General features: G+C 58.4%; 18 protein-coding genes. 8 read left to right on the top strand and 10 right to left on the bottom strand.

All coding sequences use genetic code 11. The annotated features are described in order from the left end of the window. Positions 1-9: 9 nt before the first annotated feature. On the bottom strand, positions 10-603 hold the full coding sequence (locus H7995_RS18320) for a hypothetical protein (protein WP_166588941.1): 594 nt from the start codon (positions 601-603) through the stop codon (positions 10-12). Next, the gene (locus H7995_RS18325) at positions 569-1309 is read right to left on the bottom strand and encodes an SURF1 family protein (protein ID WP_166588940.1); all 741 of its coding nucleotides are present in this window, start codon (positions 1307-1309) and stop codon (positions 569-571) included. Before H7995_RS18325 ends, H7995_RS18320 begins: the two co-directional genes overlap by 35 nt. A 70-nt stretch (positions 1310-1379) precedes the next feature. Between H7995_RS18325 and H7995_RS18330 the strand changes: the two genes are divergently transcribed. Beyond that, positions 1380-1583, top strand: coding sequence for a twin transmembrane helix small protein (locus tag H7995_RS18330; RefSeq protein WP_166588939.1), 204 nt, complete (start codon positions 1380-1382; stop codon positions 1581-1583). Between the two features lie 6 nt (positions 1584-1589). Here H7995_RS18330 and H7995_RS18335 read toward each other — a convergent pair whose 3' ends face one another. From H7995_RS18335 to coxB, 4 genes are all read right to left on the bottom strand, one after another. Then, the gene (locus tag H7995_RS18335; RefSeq protein ID WP_166588938.1) at positions 1590-2477 is read right to left on the bottom strand and encodes a cytochrome c oxidase subunit 3; all 888 of its coding nucleotides are present in this window, start codon (positions 2475-2477) and stop codon (positions 1590-1592) included. Between the two features lie 33 nt (positions 2478-2510). Next, a complete protein-coding gene (locus H7995_RS18340; protein ID WP_166588937.1) occupies positions 2511-3068 on the bottom strand; it encodes a cytochrome c oxidase assembly protein in 558 nt (185 codons plus the stop codon). Between the two features lie 36 nt (positions 3069-3104). Next, entirely contained in the window at positions 3105-4697 is a 1593-nt protein-coding gene (ctaD, locus tag H7995_RS18345) for a cytochrome c oxidase subunit I (RefSeq protein WP_095165123.1), read from the bottom strand. Positions 4698-4779: 82 nt separating this feature from the next. Further along, a complete protein-coding gene (gene coxB, locus H7995_RS18350; RefSeq protein WP_182342958.1) occupies positions 4780-5907 on the bottom strand; it encodes a cytochrome c oxidase subunit II in 1128 nt (375 codons plus the stop codon). 372 nt (positions 5908-6279) lie between these two features. Here coxB and H7995_RS18355 point away from each other — a divergent pair, with 372 nt between their 5' ends. Continuing rightward, the gene (locus H7995_RS18355; RefSeq protein WP_185818706.1) at positions 6280-6930 is read left to right on the top strand and encodes a hypothetical protein; all 651 of its coding nucleotides are present in this window, start codon (positions 6280-6282) and stop codon (positions 6928-6930) included. Positions 6931-7133: 203 nt separating this feature from the next. Here the strand turns inward: H7995_RS18355 and H7995_RS18360 are convergent, their stop codons facing one another. Then, positions 7134-7865: a carbonic anhydrase gene (locus H7995_RS18360; protein ID WP_166588934.1), complete on the bottom strand. Its 732-nt coding sequence runs from the start codon at positions 7863-7865 to the stop codon at positions 7134-7136. Between the two features lie 328 nt (positions 7866-8193). Between H7995_RS18360 and H7995_RS18365 the strand changes: the two genes are divergently transcribed. After that, a complete protein-coding gene (locus tag H7995_RS18365) occupies positions 8194-8463 on the top strand; it encodes a hypothetical protein (protein ID WP_185818707.1) in 270 nt (89 codons plus the stop codon). Continuing rightward, positions 8460-8795 (top strand): hypothetical protein, encoded by a 336-nt coding sequence (locus H7995_RS18370; protein ID WP_185818708.1) that lies wholly within the window; start codon positions 8460-8462, stop codon positions 8793-8795. Before H7995_RS18365 ends, H7995_RS18370 begins: the two co-directional genes overlap by 4 nt. Before the next feature lie 293 nt (positions 8796-9088). On the opposite strand, the gene H7995_RS18375 is transcribed toward H7995_RS18370, so the two are convergent. Then, positions 9089-10147, bottom strand: a complete 1059-nt coding sequence (locus H7995_RS18375; RefSeq protein ID WP_166588931.1) for a PA0069 family radical SAM protein — start codon at positions 10145-10147, stop codon at positions 9089-9091. A gap of 235 nt (positions 10148-10382) precedes the next feature. Here H7995_RS18375 and H7995_RS18380 point away from each other — a divergent pair, with 235 nt between their 5' ends. Beyond that, complete coding sequence (locus H7995_RS18380) at positions 10383-10685, top strand: hypothetical protein (RefSeq protein ID WP_166588930.1); 303 nt, start codon at positions 10383-10385, stop codon at positions 10683-10685. Positions 10686-10735: 50 nt separating this feature from the next. Then, on the top strand, positions 10736-11251 hold the full coding sequence (locus H7995_RS18385; RefSeq protein WP_182342952.1) for a hypothetical protein: 516 nt from the start codon (positions 10736-10738) through the stop codon (positions 11249-11251). Between the two features lie 299 nt (positions 11252-11550). Here the strand turns inward: H7995_RS18385 and H7995_RS18390 are convergent, their stop codons facing one another. Both H7995_RS18390 and prlC read right to left on the bottom strand, forming a co-directional pair. After that, positions 11551-11838, bottom strand: a complete 288-nt coding sequence (locus tag H7995_RS18390) for a YheV family putative zinc ribbon protein (protein WP_166588928.1) — start codon at positions 11836-11838, stop codon at positions 11551-11553. Then, on the bottom strand, positions 11835-13886 hold the full coding sequence (gene prlC, locus H7995_RS18395; protein ID WP_302098796.1) for an oligopeptidase A: 2052 nt from the start codon (positions 13884-13886) through the stop codon (positions 11835-11837). Before prlC ends, H7995_RS18390 begins: the two co-directional genes overlap by 4 nt. Positions 13887-13975: 89 nt before the next feature. Here prlC and H7995_RS18400 point away from each other — a divergent pair, with 89 nt between their 5' ends. Continuing rightward, on the top strand, positions 13976-14521 hold the full coding sequence (locus tag H7995_RS18400; protein ID WP_166588926.1) for a gamma carbonic anhydrase family protein: 546 nt from the start codon (positions 13976-13978) through the stop codon (positions 14519-14521). Positions 14522-14540: 19 nt separating this feature from the next. Continuing rightward, positions 14541-15194: an HAD family hydrolase gene (locus H7995_RS18405; RefSeq protein ID WP_166588925.1), complete on the top strand. Its 654-nt coding sequence runs from the start codon at positions 14541-14543 to the stop codon at positions 15192-15194.

Below are 15194 nucleotides of genomic sequence, written 5' to 3' on the forward strand. Positions count from 1 at the left end.
ACGATGCCCTTATCCGATGTTCGACAGTTTCAGCAGATGGCGCAGGTCGTTGAGCAGGTCCTTGCCTTTGACCGTGGGGCCATAACGCAGCACCAGGTTGCCGTGGGGGTCGATGATCCACAGCTGCGGCACAGCCTGATCCCCGGTGGCTTTACTGAACGTGGTCAGGTCCATGGGATAACGCTTTAGCTGCGGGTATTCGCGGGCCAGCTTGGCTTCGTAGTCGCTGCTCAAGGGTTGTGCGGCCGACAATGCATGGCTGGCGCGGGAAGCATCGCGGCCGAGGCCGATCTGGATCTGCCGCGCCAGGTACACCAGTTGCTGGCAGTCCACCGAACACGCCTTGGGCGCAGTCACCAGCAACTGCCAGCGATCTTCCTTAGCCTGCACGCCGAGGTCGGCGAGGGTCTGGCCGTTGCCGATCAGTTCGCCGTGGTAACTGCGGCCCTCCGGCACCCAGAACTGCAATTTGTACATGCCGGTGGCGAGGACCATCGGACCGATCACCCCCAACAGGATCAGCAGCAACTGCACGCGCCCCTTGCGCCGGCTCGATGAGGTTTTCGCCTCAGACATGCTGGGTGGATTCATGGCCGCTCCCATGGTGTTTCTCCTTTGCGTTGTGCCAACCGAGATAGAGGTAAAGGCCAAGCAGGGCGATCGCCATGGCGAACCACTGCACGGCATAAGCCAGGTGTTTTTCCGGTCCCATGGCCACCACCGGCCAATCAGCCTGGTAGGACGCCGGCCCGCTTTCGGTGCGTAATTCGTAGGCGAAACCTTCACGACCAAGCGCCGCCCAAAGCTTGCCCGGCTCGACTGCGGTGACCAGTTGTGGCCAGGTCGCGGAGCTCGGGTCAGCGTGCAGCTGGAAGGTCGCGCCGGGGGCGACGTACACCCAGGCATCGAGACTCAGCACCGCCTGCGGTGTGGTGAATTGCGGCGGTGTACGCCGATCCGGCCATGGCAGCCAGCCACGATTGACCAGCAGCCAGAGTCCCGTCGCCTGATCCTGGAACGGTTGCAGCAGCTCGACGCCGACCTTGCCATCGCGCTGACGGTTATCGAGCAGCAGACTGTGTCCGGCATCGAACTGGCCATGCAGACGCACTCGGCGGAAGGCTGGATCTTCGGTGTGCTGCAGCTCGGAGCTGGCCATCGGCTCGGAAACCCGGCGCTCAGCGTAGCTGTGCAGCAGGGCGCTTTTTTCCGCGCCCCGACTCAGTTGCCAGAAGCCCAGCGAGACCAGTAGCGGCAGCAACAGGGCCACCACCAGCGTCGGCACGAGCCCCGGCCGAAAACGCTTCATGGCCGTGCCAGAAAGTCAGCGGGCGAGCTAGCTATACTCAAGTGCATCGCGTTTCCCCCGGAGTCCCACCATGCTCAAAGCAGCCATCGTCCTGATGCTGATTGCCACGGTCGCCAGCCTGTTCAGCGGCCTGTTTTTTCTGGTCAAGGACGACAGCCGCTCACATCGCCTGGTCATCGCCTTGAGCATTCGTGTCGGCCTCGCCGCCCTCACCGTCGGCCTGATCGCCTGGGGCTTCTTCAGTGGCCAACTGGTGTCTCACGCCCCTTGGTAGCGTGCCTCAGAGTACGTAGACAAAAACAAACAGACCGATCCACACCACATCCACAAAGTGCCAGTACCAGCTCGCGGCCTCGAAGCCGAACTGGTGCTCGGCATCGAAGTGTCCGCGCAGCACTCGCATCAGCATCACGAACAGAATCAGCGTGCCGATGGTCACGTGGGCGCCGTGGAATCCGGTGAGCATGAAGAAGGTGGCGCCGTAGATGCCCGAGCCCAGGGTCAGGCCCAGTTCGTGGTAGGCGTGGATGTATTCCTCGGCCTGAAAGCCAAGAAAGGCGCAGCCCAGCAGTACGGTCAGCGCCAGCCAGATTTTCAGCGCCCCGCGATGGCCTTTTTTCAGGGCATGGTGGGCGATGGTCACGGTGACGCTGGAGCTGACCAGGATCACTGTGTTCAGCAGGGGCAGGCCCCACGGGCTGATGACGTCCTTGGGTGGCGGGAACAGCTTGGAGTCAGGGTTTTCCAGCAACGGCCAGACGAACTGGAAATTCGGCCAGAGCATATGGGCGAGGCCCTTGGTCCCTTCACCGCCCAGCGCCGGCCCCGAGATGTGACGCACGTAGAACAGCGCACCGAAAAACGCGATGAAGAACATCACCTCGGAAAAAATGAACCAGCTCATGCCCCAGCGGAACGAGCGATCCAGCTGGGCGCTGTACAGCCCCGCGCGACTTTCCTTGATCACCGCGCCAAACCAGCCAAACAGCATGTAGGCCAGCAGTAGCCCCCCGACGAAAAAGATCAGCGGGCCGTGGGACTCAGGCCGCGCAGCCTTCAGATCGTTGAACCAGGTGGCCAGGCCAAACACCGTGACGAACATGCCGATGGTGGCGATGATCGGCCATTTGCTTTGGGCGGGAACGTAATAATGCTCATGAGTTGCCATTTATTGTTCTCCTTATCGGGCACGCTTGAACGTCTAGCCACCGGTCTTTTGTGCAACGGCCACGGGTGGATGACGCGCGGTGATATCGAACAGCGTGTAAGCCAGCGTCAGGTGCTTCACATCCTTGGGCATATCGCGATCAACGATGAAACGTACCGGCATCTCGATCTGCTGACCGGGCTGCAGCACTTGCTGGGTAAAGCAGAAACATTCGGTCTTGTGGAAATACATCGCCGCAGCGCTAGGTGAAATGCTCGGCACCGCCTGGGCACTCATCGGGTGACTGCTGGGGTTGCGGGCGATGAAAATCATCTCGTTCACCGCACCGGGGTGGACCACGATGTCATCGGACTTGGGATAAAACTCCCAGACCATGTCGATCGCGTTGGTGGACAGGAACTGCACGCGCACCTGGCGCGATTCGTCCACCTGCTGCTCGCCGGAATACTGCCCGCCGGTCTTGCCATTGATTCCCAGCGCCTTGCACATCACGTCATAGATCGGCACCAGGGCAAACCCGAAGACAAACATCGCCACCACCACCAGCAGTAAACGGGTTACCAGTTTTTTCGTGGAAATCGAATCAGCCATGATTCACCACCCCCCCCGAAAAACCCGCCAGGGCGTTCATTTCACTTCCGGCGGAGTGGTGAAGGTGTGATACGGCGCGGGCGAGGGAATGCTCCACTCCAGGCCTTCGGCGCCATCCCACGGTTTGGCCGGTGCTGGCTCGCCGCCGCGAATGGTCTTGATCACGATGAACAGGAAGAAGATCTGCGTGGCGCCAAACATGAAGGCGCCAATCGAAGACACCATGTTGAAATCGGCAAACTGCAGGTTGTAGTCCGGAATCCGGCGCGGCATGCCCGCCAGCCCGACGAAGTGCATCGGGAAAAACGCCATGTTCATGCCGATGAAGGACAACCAGAAATGCAGCTTGCCCAGGGTCTCGTCATACATGTGCCCGGTCCACTTGGGCATCCAGTAGTAGGCGGACGCGAAGATCCCGAAGATCGCCCCCGGCACCAGCACGTAGTGGAAGTGCGCCACCACGAAGTAGGTGTCCTGGTACTGGAAGTCCGCTGGCGCGATGGCCAGCATCAATCCGGAGAAACCGCCGATCGAGAACAGGATCACGAACGCCACGGCAAACAGCATGGGCGTCTCGAACGTCAGCGAGCCCTGCCACATGGTGCTGGCCCAGTTGAACACCTTGACCCCGGTGGGTACCGCAATCAGCAGGGTGGCGTACATGAAGAACAGCTCGCCCACCAGCGGGATGCCCACCACGAACATGTGGTGCGCCCAGACGATGAACGACAGGAAGGCGATGCTTGCCGTCGCATAGACCATCGAGGTGTAGCCGAACAGCGGTTTGCGGGAAAAGGTCGGAATGATCGAGCTGACGGCACCAAAGGCCGGCAGGATCATGATGTACACCTCGGGGTGACCAAAGAACCAGAACACATGCTGGAACAGCACCGGGTCACCGCCACCGGCCGCACTGAAGAAGCTGGTGCCGAAATGGATGTCCATCAGCATCATGGTCACGCAACCGGCCAGCACCGGCATCACCGCGATCAGCAGGAAGGCAGTGATCAGCCAGGTCCAGACGAACAGCGGCATTTTCATCAGGGTCATGCCGGGGGCGCGCAGGTTGAGGATGGTGGCAATCACGTTGATCGCCCCCATGATCGAACTGATACCCATCAGGTGGATGGCGAAGATGAAAAAGGTCACGCTTTCCGGGGCGTAGGTGGTCGACAGCGGCGCGTAGAAGGTCCAACCGAAGTTTGGTCCGCCACCGGGCATGAACAAGGTCGAGACCAGCATCAGGAAGGCTGCCGGCAGCAGCCAGAAACTGAAGTTGTTCATCCGCGGCAGGGCCATGTCCGGCGCGCCGATCATCAGCGGGATCATCCAGTTGGCCAGGCCGACAAACGCCGGCATCACCGCGCCGAAGACCATGACCAGGCCATGCATGGTCGTCATCTGGTTGAAGAACGCCGGCTCGACGATCTGCAGCCCGGGCTGGAACAGCTCGGCACGGATCACCATGGCAAACGAGCCGCCGAGCAGGAACATCATGAAGCTGAACCACAGGTACAGCGTGCCGATGTCCTTGTGGTTGGTGGTCAGCACCCAGCGCATCAGGCCCTTGGCAGGGCCATGGGCGTGGTCATGGCCGGCATGACCATGGTCATCGATCACTGCACTCATGTCCTGACTCCTGTAGACGAATGGACTGGGCGGCTCGAGGCGTCACGCCCCAAGCGCTCACGGGGACACGCAATCGACCGGGTCATTTGCTTTCCTCCTGCTTGAGGGCCAGCACGTCTTTTGGCGTGACCATGTCGCCTTTGTTGTTGCCCCAGGCATTACGCTCGTAGGTCACGACGGCGGCGATATCGACTTCCGACAGCTGCTTGCCGAACGCCGCCATGGCGGTGCCCGGTTTGCCGTGGAAGACAATACCCAAGTGATCGGCGATGGGACCGGTGGCGATTTTCGAGCCCTTGAGCGCCGGGAACATCGGCGGCAGGCCCTGGCCTTCGGCCTGGTGACAGGCCACGCAGGTGGTGTGATAAACCTTGTCGCCACGCTCCTTGAGCTCCTCCAGCGTCCATTCCTTGCTGGTCAGCTCCTTGAGTTTGGCCGCTTCGGCCTTGCGCTCGGCCAGCCAGGTGTCGTAATCGGCCTGGCTTTTGACGTCGACCACAATAGGCATGAAGCCGTGGTCCTTGCCGCAGAGTTCGGCGCATTGGCCACGGTAGATCCCGGGCTTGTCGACCCGGGTCCACGCTTCATTGACGAAACCGGGGATCGCATCGCGCTTGACCGCAAAGGCCGGCACCCACCAGGAGTGAATGACATCGGCGGAGGTCACCAGAAAGCGCACCTTGGCGCCGATCGGCAGCACCAATGGCTGATCGACCTCCAGCAGGTAGTGTTCGCCCTTGGCGCTCTGGTTGCGGATCTGCTCTTGAGGGGTGGCCAGGTTGCTGAAGAACTCGACGTCCTGGCCCAGGTATTTGTAATGCCACTTCCACTGATAGCCGGTGACCTGGATATCGATATCCGGCTCACTGCTGTCGTACATCTTGATCAGGGTGGCGGTCGCCGGAACGGCCATGGCAACAAGGATGATGAAGGGCACCACGGTCCAGAGGATCTCGACCGTCGTACTTTCATGGAATTTGGCGGCCACCTGCCCGGTGGAGCGCCGATGCATGATCATCGACCAGAACATCGCACCGAAGACGATGATCCCGATCACTACACAGATCCAGAAGATGGTCATGTGCAGGTCGAAGACTGCGTGACTGATTTCAGTAGCCCCAGGCGCCATATTCACAGTCCAGGCGGCTTGCGCCTGGCTGAAAACCGACCACAACAGGAGGCCCATCCAGACTTGTGGATGTCGCATCATTGCGGGTTCCCCTTATCGTTCTTGTTATCCCGCCGGCTTTCACCTGCGTCCAAGGGAGCGGCTGCCTAGACTACGAACTTAAACCGCCAAGCCTTGCTGCACATGCAGTCGGGCGTCATCAGCTAACTTCATACAAAACCGAGTATAGACAGCGAGTGGGACCTCGCAACGCGATGGCGTAAATCAGCTGAAACACCTGGGGCTTGCGCCGCAGGCCGCTGATGGAGAAGGATGTGACTAGGTGATGGCAAATCGATATAACTTAGATGCATCAAAGGTGAAACAATTATGACAAATACGTCTTAACGGTTTTCATAAGCAAGCTAACTTATGTCTTCCCCTATTTCCTTGCCTTCGTTTCCTGGAGTTTTCATGAACACCGCCGCATTGCGCGAGCAGATTCAACGTGCCCAATTACATGAGTCCGAAACCGGTCAGCTGACCCGTCAGCTGGAAGTCCAATTGCCTCACCTGCATGCCGCTATTCAATTACCGGACGTCGACGCCAAAGGCGTGATGACCCGTTTTGTGGCCGCCTACATCGACCAGGTCCCGGACCTGCTCGACGCAGCCAACGAAGTCGCACGCGAAGCCGGGATCGAATCACAGATCAAGCCGGTACTGAAGATCGCCTATCAGTTCTTCCTCCAGCCACCGGCAATCATGGCCGGCCACGTAGGCCTGGACAGCCTGCTGGACGAAGCCTACCTGGCCCATCGCCTGGTAGAAGAAGTGAACGACCTCTACATCAAACATTTCGGCCAGCCACTGACCCCCTTGGACATGACTGTCGCCAACCTGATTGCCCACCAACTGATCGGCGAAGACTTCGCCAATCAACTGGATGAGGCGGTTCATCACGCCGTTGACGAAATGCTCAACGAAGACAGCTTCGCCCTGGAGTCCGTCGAAGCCTATCGGGAAAAACTCAACAGCCCGGACACCGGTGCCGCCTGGAAACGCTGGCCGTGCCTATCGCGCCAACTGGGTGTGGGCCTGGAACTGGATCAACCAGCCGCCTGACCCCCTCCAACACTTGTGGGAGTGGCCTTGCGTGCTCCCACAAGGACACTTGACCGGCTGAACCTCGGCCACAAACATCACCCAGCAGTCTGCAGCTTCCTTGCTGAACCGCTTTCAGTCGCCCCCCATGAGGCTTCCCCCGGATTGATTCGGTGTGGCGAAGCCTGGACGCGTGTTCATCAGCCTCACCAACCACGCAAGATCTAGAAGCGCGCCTTGGGCGTCGCCATGGGGATCGGAAGGCTGCCATCCAAAGGCAGGAAGCAGCTCTTGTCCGCGTCGTAGGCTTTTATTTCACTGGTTTCGATGCTGTAGACCCAGCCATGGATGAACAGCTGACCGTTGGCCATGCGCGAAGCCACGGAGGGGTGAGTGCGCAAATGCTGCAGCTGGGCGATGACGTTTTCTTCAGTCAGCACCTGCATGCTTTCGTTTTCATCAGCGCAATTGCAGTTTTCCTGGACCATGGTTTTCGCGACCTCGGCGTGGCGCAACCAAGCCTTGACCGTGGGCATCTTTTCCAGGCTCTGCGGGTTCAGGACCGCCCTCATGGCGCCGCAATCGGAATGTCCGCAAATGATGATGTGCTGCACACCCAACGCCAGCACCGCGTACTCGATGGCCGTGGAAACGCCGCCATTCATTTGCCCATAAGGGGGTACGACGTTGCCCACATTACGCGTGACAAACAGGTCACCTGGGGCGCTGTGGGTGATGAGTTCCGGGACGATTCGCGAATCGGCACACGCAATAAACATTGCCCGTGGCCGTTGGGCCGTAGCGAGCTTCTTGAACAGTTCTTCCTGTTCCGGGAAGACCTCATGATGAAAATGCAGAAAGCCGTCAACAATGTGCTGCAGCGCTGCATCGGCGCTTTCGGCCTCGGGAAGGGCTGAAGCCGACGCAGCCAACGGTGGTTTTTCTTTGTCACTCATCATTCATCCTCGTTGGCACAGTAGGGGGTCCCCAGAGTTTACATCACTCAGGTGCAATGCAAACGGCGAGGGCGCCACCCACAAAAAACAAGCCCGACGCCACAGTAACCGATCAGATTTAGTTGACGCTGAATAACGGCCATTGAGCAGTATTTCCGACAGTTAACGGTTGCGGCACGCAACAATTACTACGGACATATTAACTGCAACAGTTATTCCGAATAGGGTAGCGAACAACTTTGATGTCAGCCCCAAGAAACAAATCGAAAGGCGTCAGGACTGTTTATTTTGAAGCCTTCATTAATCTAACCAGCAAGTGCACCCGCACTTGAAAACTACAGATACATTAAAAGAAATCAACCCAATAAGCACTTTTATAGAAACCATGAATGAACTTCGTGCCCATCACAAATCCTTGTTGGCTAGTGGCAAACCACAAGCCGCTCGTAGTTTCTCCACGCCAAGCCCTACTGCACTGGATGACATCTCCCCAGAGGAAGCAATCGCACTGGAGGAACTGAAGTCGACAACAAAAATGCTGGCCATCACCCAGAATCAGAGCGTAGAGCTGAGCATTACCAATGATGCCAAAACTTGAGCAACGCCGCGGGCGATGCCGATGCCACTGCAATATTCAAACAGCAAATGAATGAAAGATGCGTCTACGAAAAAGAGCAGTCCGAGAAAAATATTGACCAAATTTTCGACAATGCGATTGAAATCGGTGAAGGCCACCCGAAAGCACAAAAAGCAATCGTGTCCACGACTGATGTAATTTTCAACCTATTCCGAACAATATCGGAAAAGCTCGATATCTTCACTACAAAAGTTCTGACCGATACTGTCACATGGATTAAAAACTCCTTCGCCGACATCAAGTCGACTTTTAATAATTTTAGCGGCTGGATTCAAGGCTGGTTTACCAATTAACTACACTAAAACGCTAAGTACCCGGAGTTCCAGTGCTGTAATCCAAGACCAAGAACAGGCTTGGTGAGTTACGGTCAACTTGGGGCGTCGGTACATTATCCACCTACCGCCCCCCCTTGATACCTGAGTAGTTGGCCTAAGGCCTGGCTAACCGAAGCTGACGCAACCGGCGACGGGTAAAACGTATCTCAATCGGAATCGACCACTGCGCAACAAGCAGCACACACCGAAAACAGACAATAACGTACCGTTACGCATAGTACGTACCACGACAAAATAGGCATGATCGTCATCTACAACAACGACATCTGAGCACCCGGAGGACAAAAAGCCGTGCAATCGAGGTTGAACCCCTCACGCTGATTCAGCCCCAGGCGCTTTATTGCCTTGGCAAAGCGTTGTGCCAGCAAGTCAGCGAACGGCCCCTCACCGCGCATCCGCGCGCCAAAACGACTGTCGTACAACTCGCCGCCACGACTCTGGCGTATCAGGCTCAGCACATGCGCCGCGCGTTGCGGGTAGTGCGCCGCCAGCCATTCTTCGAACAGGGGCGCGACCTCCAAAGGCAGGCGCAACATCATGTAGGCCGCACTCTGGGCTCCAGCCGCCTGGGCGGCCGCCAGCAGACTCTCCAACTCGCTGTCGTTGATCATCGGAATCATGGGTGAGCACAGCACCCCTACCGGAATACCTGCCTCACGCATCACCCTGATGGCCCGCAACCGCGCCTTGGGCGCCGCTGTACGCGGCTCCAGGATGCGCTTGAGCTCATCGTCCAGGCTGGTCAGGCTGATCATCACCGCCACCAGCCGCTGTGAAGCCAGTTCGGTCAACAGATCCAGATCACGAAGAATCAGCGAGCCCTTGGTGATAATCGTCACTGGATGTCGAAAGCGTAGTAGCACCTGGAGAATCTGCCGGGTAATTCGGTGCTCTCGCTCAATCGGCTGATAAGGGTCGGTGTTGGAGCCCAGGTTGATTGGCGCGCACTGGTAGCCACGCCTGGACAGTTGTTGCTCAAGAACATCGGCGGCATTGGTCTTGGCAATCAAGCGGGTTTCGAAATCGAGCCCGGGGGAGAGGTCCCAGTAGGCATGACTGGGCCGCGCATAACAGTAGATGCAACCGTGCTCACAGCCTCGGTAGGGATTGATCGAACGATCGAAAGGCAGGTCCGGCGAATTATTGCGGGTGATGATGGATTTGGCTGTTTCGATACGCACTTGCGTACCCTGGGTCAGCGGCACCTCCTGATACCACCCGTCGTCTTCCACCACCGAGTGGCTTGGCGCAAAGCGGTTATGCGGATTAGCGCCAGTACCGCGCCCGCGAGGCGGCAGGGAATTGATCATTGCGACACCCTCTATCTGTATATCCATACAGTACAACAAGGTCACGCACCCAACCAGTACCGCTCAGCCTCCCGATGCCGCGTGCTGCGCGGCATTCTTTTTAGATTAACGTTTAAATGGCCTACTAAATGCAAAACCATGAAACATTTACTCGGTGGCTAAATCGTAATTACCGTACTTAATATCGCCCCCGTAAATAAAAAACACCATGGATAATAAACAAAAGGATTTGAACATGTCTTTCTTTAATCAGCGCGGCGTCTTTCTACAACTCATGCTGCCTGGCCCCTCGGAACCCAACACTCTGGTGTCCATACAACTTTCCCGCAAGCAAACCGAATGGGATGCCGAGAACGAAGTCGAAATAGATACCTTGGTTGACTCTATTTTTGTAACGGCTACCTCTGCCGATAATGGGAACACCTTTACTATCAACAGACTCCGAAAAGATGTGGACGGCGATGGCGACATCGATGCCGACGACAAAGCCAAATTGCAGGCCCTGGCCAAGGCCTACGCCAGCATCGTCAACCCCTGAGTAGCGGGAGCACGCGAGCCATCGCGTGCTCCCTCGCGCGGAGAACATCCATGTATTTACCCCATACCAGCGGCATACTCCTACAAAGAATAGAAACTGCAGACGACGTCAAGATCATTATAAAGCTGTCAAGAATCGATGCCGATTATACTGCCACCACGACAGACTTAACCCTGCACATCAACGAGAATAAAAACAGCTTAAAACTTGACTACGACCCTTGGTCCGACATCAATGTAATTCCTGACGGCAGCATTGATGAAAAAGACACCCAGGCGATTATCGATCTCGCTGTTGCCTTCTATCGCCAAACAACTATCGACCCCGAACTTACAGTGTTCCTTTCGCCGATCGACAACCATCCCGGCGTACTTAGGGTTCGGATCGGATTGCTCAACCTGAATGAAGATGAGTTGTACCCCCTCGGTTACTTTTTCACGGCTGCCTCAGTCGATAACGGGGTCAATTTCAGGATATTCAGAGTGACAAGTCATGGCGGCAGCCACCCGCAAGACGATACCGACCTGGAACCCATGGCCAAGGCATTCATCAAGATGAAGGTGTGAGAAACCGACATTCGTCGGGGGGGAAGTTGTTCAACAACGCTTTGACAACCGGACCGTTGATTGGCAGCCGCTCAGGCTTGAGCGCTGCCATCGACGTGTACTGCAACCTCTTTTCAGATGTCACCAACCCTCTACCGGGGTGCACTCCCGGATGACGGCATCCTGCCGTTGCTCGACCTGCTCGAGGTGCGGACGGACATCACATTCCTGCCAGGGGCTGGCTGAGCTCGATCACTGAGCGCAGGCCCGCGCAGTGGGCCTGCAAGCCAGCTCCCGGGGGAGGGGAGCCGGCCACGCGATCAGGCGTCGTGGGGTTTTTTCTTCAGTTTCGGATTCACAAAAAACTGCACGGTCTGGACCTTGGCGTCCGCGACCTTCACCGCACTGACGTTGACCCGAGTCCCCAACTCCTTGGGAACCGACAGGCCTTGCTCATTGAGCGTGTCCGAGTACCCACACGCCACGCATTCGCGGTGCGGTACATCGTCTTCACTCCACATCATCAATTTGTCCGGCTCGCTGCACGCCGGGCACACTGCTCCGGCGATAAAGCGTTTCTTGGTTTTGCTCACAGGCCCATCACTCATGCTGCCGCGCCCTCATCCAGGCCGCTGTGGCGCAAGAGTGCATCAATCGACGGTGCACGCCCGCGAAAGTCGACGAACAGCACCATCGGCTCCTGAGAGCCGCCGCGGGCCAGGATCGCCTCACGGAAGGCCCGACCGGTCGCAGCGTTGAGCACACCTTCCTCCTCAAACCTGGAGAATGCGTCGGCCGACAGCACTTCCGCCCACTTGTAGCTGTAGTAGCCCGCGGCGTAACCACCGGCAAAGATGTGCGCAAAGCTGTTGGGGAAGCGGTTGTAGGCCGGCGGACGCATGACCGATACCTCGTCACGCACGCCTTCGAGCACCTGCAGCACACTGCGGCCATCGCCGTGGGTGGCGTGCAGTTCGAAGTCGAACAGGGAAAATTCCAACTGGCGCACCATCATCAGGCCCGACTGGAAGTTCTTCGCCGCGAGCATTTTCTGCAGCAGGTCCTGGGGCAGTGGCTCGCCGGTTTCATAGTGACCGGAAATCAACGCCAGGCCTTCCGGCTCCCAGCACCAGTTTTCCATGAACTGGCTCGGCAACTCGACCGCATCCCAGGCCACGCCATTGATACCCGATACACCCGCATGCTCGACCCGGGTCAGCAGGTGATGCAGACCGTGGCCAAACTCGTGGAACAAGGTGGTGACTTCGTCATGGGTCAACAGCGCAGGCTTGCCGCTGTCGGCCGGCGTGAAGTTGCACACCAGGTTGGCCACCGGGCTTTGCAGAACGCCCTCGGCAGTGCGACGACGGTCACGGGCGCCGTCCATCCAGGCACCGCCGCGCTTGTTGGCGCGCGCATACAGGTCGAAGAAGAAGCGGCCGACGTGCTCGCCGTTTTCCTTGATTTCAAACAGGCGAACGTCCGGATGCCAGGTGTCGAACCCCGTCTGCTCGGCGATCTCGATGCCGTACAGGCGCTGGACGATGGCGAACAGGCCGCTCAGCACTTTATCGATCGGGAAGTATGCGCGCAGCGCCTCTTGAGCGACGCTGTAACGCTGCTCACGGAGTTTTTCACCGTAGAAACCACTGTCCCAGCTTTGCAGGTCGGCACAGCCCTGTTCGGCCGCGTAGGCCTTCAACTGCTCCAGGTCCTGGGCGGCGAATGGCTTGCTGCGCTTGGCCAGGTCCCGCAGGAAACTCAGGACCTGATCGCTGGACTCAGCCATTTTGGTCGCCAGGCTCAGCTCCGAGAAACTGCTGTAGCCCAGCAGCCTGGCCAGTTCCTGACGCAGGTCGAGGATCTCTTCCATCACCGGCCCGTTATCGTTCTGACCGGCATTCGGCCCCTGGTCCGACGCGCGGGTGCAGTAGGCCGCGTAGACCTCTTCGCGCAGTGCACGGTCTTGGGCGTAGGTCATCACTGCGAAGTAGCTCGGAAACTCCAGGCTGATCAACCAGCCATCCAGCTCCTTGGCTTGAGCCGCAGCGGCCATTTGCGCCTTGGCCGAATCCGTCAGGCCGGCGAGGGCCGCTTCGTCGGTGATGTGTTTGGTCCAGGCTTGGGTGGCGTCGAGCAACTGGTTGGAAAAGCGGCTGCCCAGCTCGGACAGCTTGCTCTGCACTTCGGCATAGCGCTTTTGCTCGGCTTCCGGCAGGTCGATACCCGACAGGCGGAAGTCCCGCAGGGAATGTTCGAGGATGGTTTTTTGCGCCACATCGAAGTCGGCCGCTTGCGGGCTGTTGGCCAGGGCTTCGAAGGCCTGGAACAGCTCACGGTTCTGCCCCAGCTCGGTGGAGTAGGCGCTCAGCGCAGGCAGGCAGGACTCGTAGGCCTCGCGCAACTCGGCGCTGTTGCACACCGCGTTAAGGTGGCTGACCGGGCTCCAGGCGGCGCCCAGGCGGTCGTTGAGCTCATCCATCGCCAGCACCAGGCCGGCCCAGGTTGGTTCCGTGCCCTGGGTCTTGAGGAGGTCGGCGATGGCGGCGCGGTTGTCCGCGAGGATCTGTTCGATGGCCGGTTGCACATGCTCGGCGCGGATCGCCGAGAACGGCGGCAGGTCGTAGGACTGCAAAAGAGGGTTGTTCACGCTCACGGTTGGCACCTTGGCTGGAAGAAACATGAGCCCATCTTAATTACAATCGACGCCAACCGCAGCTATCAGCAACAGAGAGAGAGCCTATCGTGTCCCTTCGCAAGTATCAGAACCACACTCCCGTGCTCGACCATGGTGCATTTGTCGACGGTTCGGCAGTGGTCATCGGCGACGTCGAAATAGGCGCTGACAGCTCCGTCTGGCCGCTGACCGTGATCCGCGGCGACATGCACCGCATCCGTATCGGCCAGCGCACCAGCGTGCAGGATGGCTGCGTGCTGCACATCACCCACGCCGGGCCATTTAACCCGGACGGTTTCCCGCTGCTGATCGGCGATGACGTGACCATTGCCCACAAGGTCATGCTGCACGGCTGCACCGTCGGCAACCGGATCCTGATCGGCATGGGTAGCATTGTGATGGACGGTGCCGTGGTCGAAGACGAGGTGATCATCGGCGCGGGGAGCCTGGTACCGCCAGGCAAACGCCTGGCCAGCGGCTTCCTGTATGTGGGCAGCCCGGTCAAGCAGGTCCGACCGTTGACCGACAAGGAGCGTGCATTCTTTACCTACAGCGCGGCCAACTACGTCAAGCTTAAAGACCTGCATCTGGCCGAAGGCTACGACCAGCTCTGACTCTCATTCAGGAATTTTCATGCATTACCAAAGCGTTCTATTCGACCTTGATGGCACCCTGACGGACCCGCGCGAAGGAATCACTCGCTCTATCCAGTATGCCTTGGGCAAGCTGGGGATCGATGAACCGGACCTCGGCAAACTGGAACACTTCATCGGCCCGCCCTTGCTGCAAGCCTTCATGCAGTTCTACGACTTCGACGAGGCCAAGGCCTGGGACGCGGTGAACTTCTACCGTGAACGCTTCAAGGTCACCGGACTCTATGAAAACCGGGTGTTCGACGGCGTCACGCCGCTGCTGGAAACCTTGAGCGGGCAGGGGCGAGAGCTGTATATCGCAACGTCGAAACCCTGGATCTTTGCCCGGGAGATCGCGCGCCACTTCGACTTCGCCCGGCACTTCAAGGTGATCTACGGCAGCGAACTGGATGGCACCCGCACCGACAAGGTCGACCTGATTGCCCACCTGGTGGCCGAAGAGGGGCTGGACCCAAGCACCACCCTGATGATCGGCGACCGTAAACACGACCTGATCGGCGCCAAGCGCAACGGCCTGGATGCTGCAGCGGTGGGCTATGGCTTTGGCAGCCTTGAAGAACTGAGCGCCGAGCACCCCGCGTACTACTTCGAGACGCTGGCTGAATTGCACCAGGCGTTTTTGCGCAACAAATAA

Source organism: Pseudomonas kielensis (assembly GCF_014236655.1).
GTDB lineage: Bacteria > Pseudomonadota > Gammaproteobacteria > Pseudomonadales > Pseudomonadaceae > Aquipseudomonas > Aquipseudomonas kielensis.

What these genes read in the sequence shown, in the direction of transcription:
- H7995_RS18320 (WP_166588941.1), bottom strand. Translation starts at nt 603, where the DNA reads ATGGGAGCGGCCATGAATCCACCCAGCATGTCTGAGGCGAAAACCTCA.
- H7995_RS18325 (WP_166588940.1), bottom strand. Translation starts at nt 1,309, where the DNA reads ATGAAGCGTTTTCGGCCGGGGCTCGTGCCGACGCTGGTGGTGGCCCTG.
- H7995_RS18330 (WP_166588939.1), top strand. Translation starts at nt 1,380, where the DNA reads ATGCTCAAAGCAGCCATCGTCCTGATGCTGATTGCCACGGTCGCCAGC.
- H7995_RS18335 (WP_166588938.1), bottom strand. Translation starts at nt 2,477, where the DNA reads ATGGCAACTCATGAGCATTATTACGTTCCCGCCCAAAGCAAATGGCCG.
- H7995_RS18340 (WP_166588937.1), bottom strand. Translation starts at nt 3,068, where the DNA reads ATGGCTGATTCGATTTCCACGAAAAAACTGGTAACCCGTTTACTGCTG.
- ctaD (WP_095165123.1), bottom strand. Translation starts at nt 4,697, where the DNA reads ATGAGTGCAGTGATCGATGACCATGGTCATGCCGGCCATGACCACGCC.
- coxB (WP_182342958.1), bottom strand. Translation starts at nt 5,907, where the DNA reads ATGATGCGACATCCACAAGTCTGGATGGGCCTCCTGTTGTGGTCGGTT.
- H7995_RS18355 (WP_185818706.1), top strand. Translation starts at nt 6,280, where the DNA reads ATGAACACCGCCGCATTGCGCGAGCAGATTCAACGTGCCCAATTACAT.
- H7995_RS18360 (WP_166588934.1), bottom strand. Translation starts at nt 7,865, where the DNA reads ATGAGTGACAAAGAAAAACCACCGTTGGCTGCGTCGGCTTCAGCCCTT.
- H7995_RS18375 (WP_166588931.1), bottom strand. Translation starts at nt 10,147, where the DNA reads ATGATCAATTCCCTGCCGCCTCGCGGGCGCGGTACTGGCGCTAATCCG.
- H7995_RS18380 (WP_166588930.1), top strand. Translation starts at nt 10,383, where the DNA reads ATGTCTTTCTTTAATCAGCGCGGCGTCTTTCTACAACTCATGCTGCCT.
- H7995_RS18385 (WP_182342952.1), top strand. Translation starts at nt 10,736, where the DNA reads ATGTATTTACCCCATACCAGCGGCATACTCCTACAAAGAATAGAAACT.
- H7995_RS18390 (WP_166588928.1), bottom strand. Translation starts at nt 11,838, where the DNA reads ATGAGTGATGGGCCTGTGAGCAAAACCAAGAAACGCTTTATCGCCGGA.
- H7995_RS18405 (WP_166588925.1), top strand. Translation starts at nt 14,541, where the DNA reads ATGCATTACCAAAGCGTTCTATTCGACCTTGATGGCACCCTGACGGAC.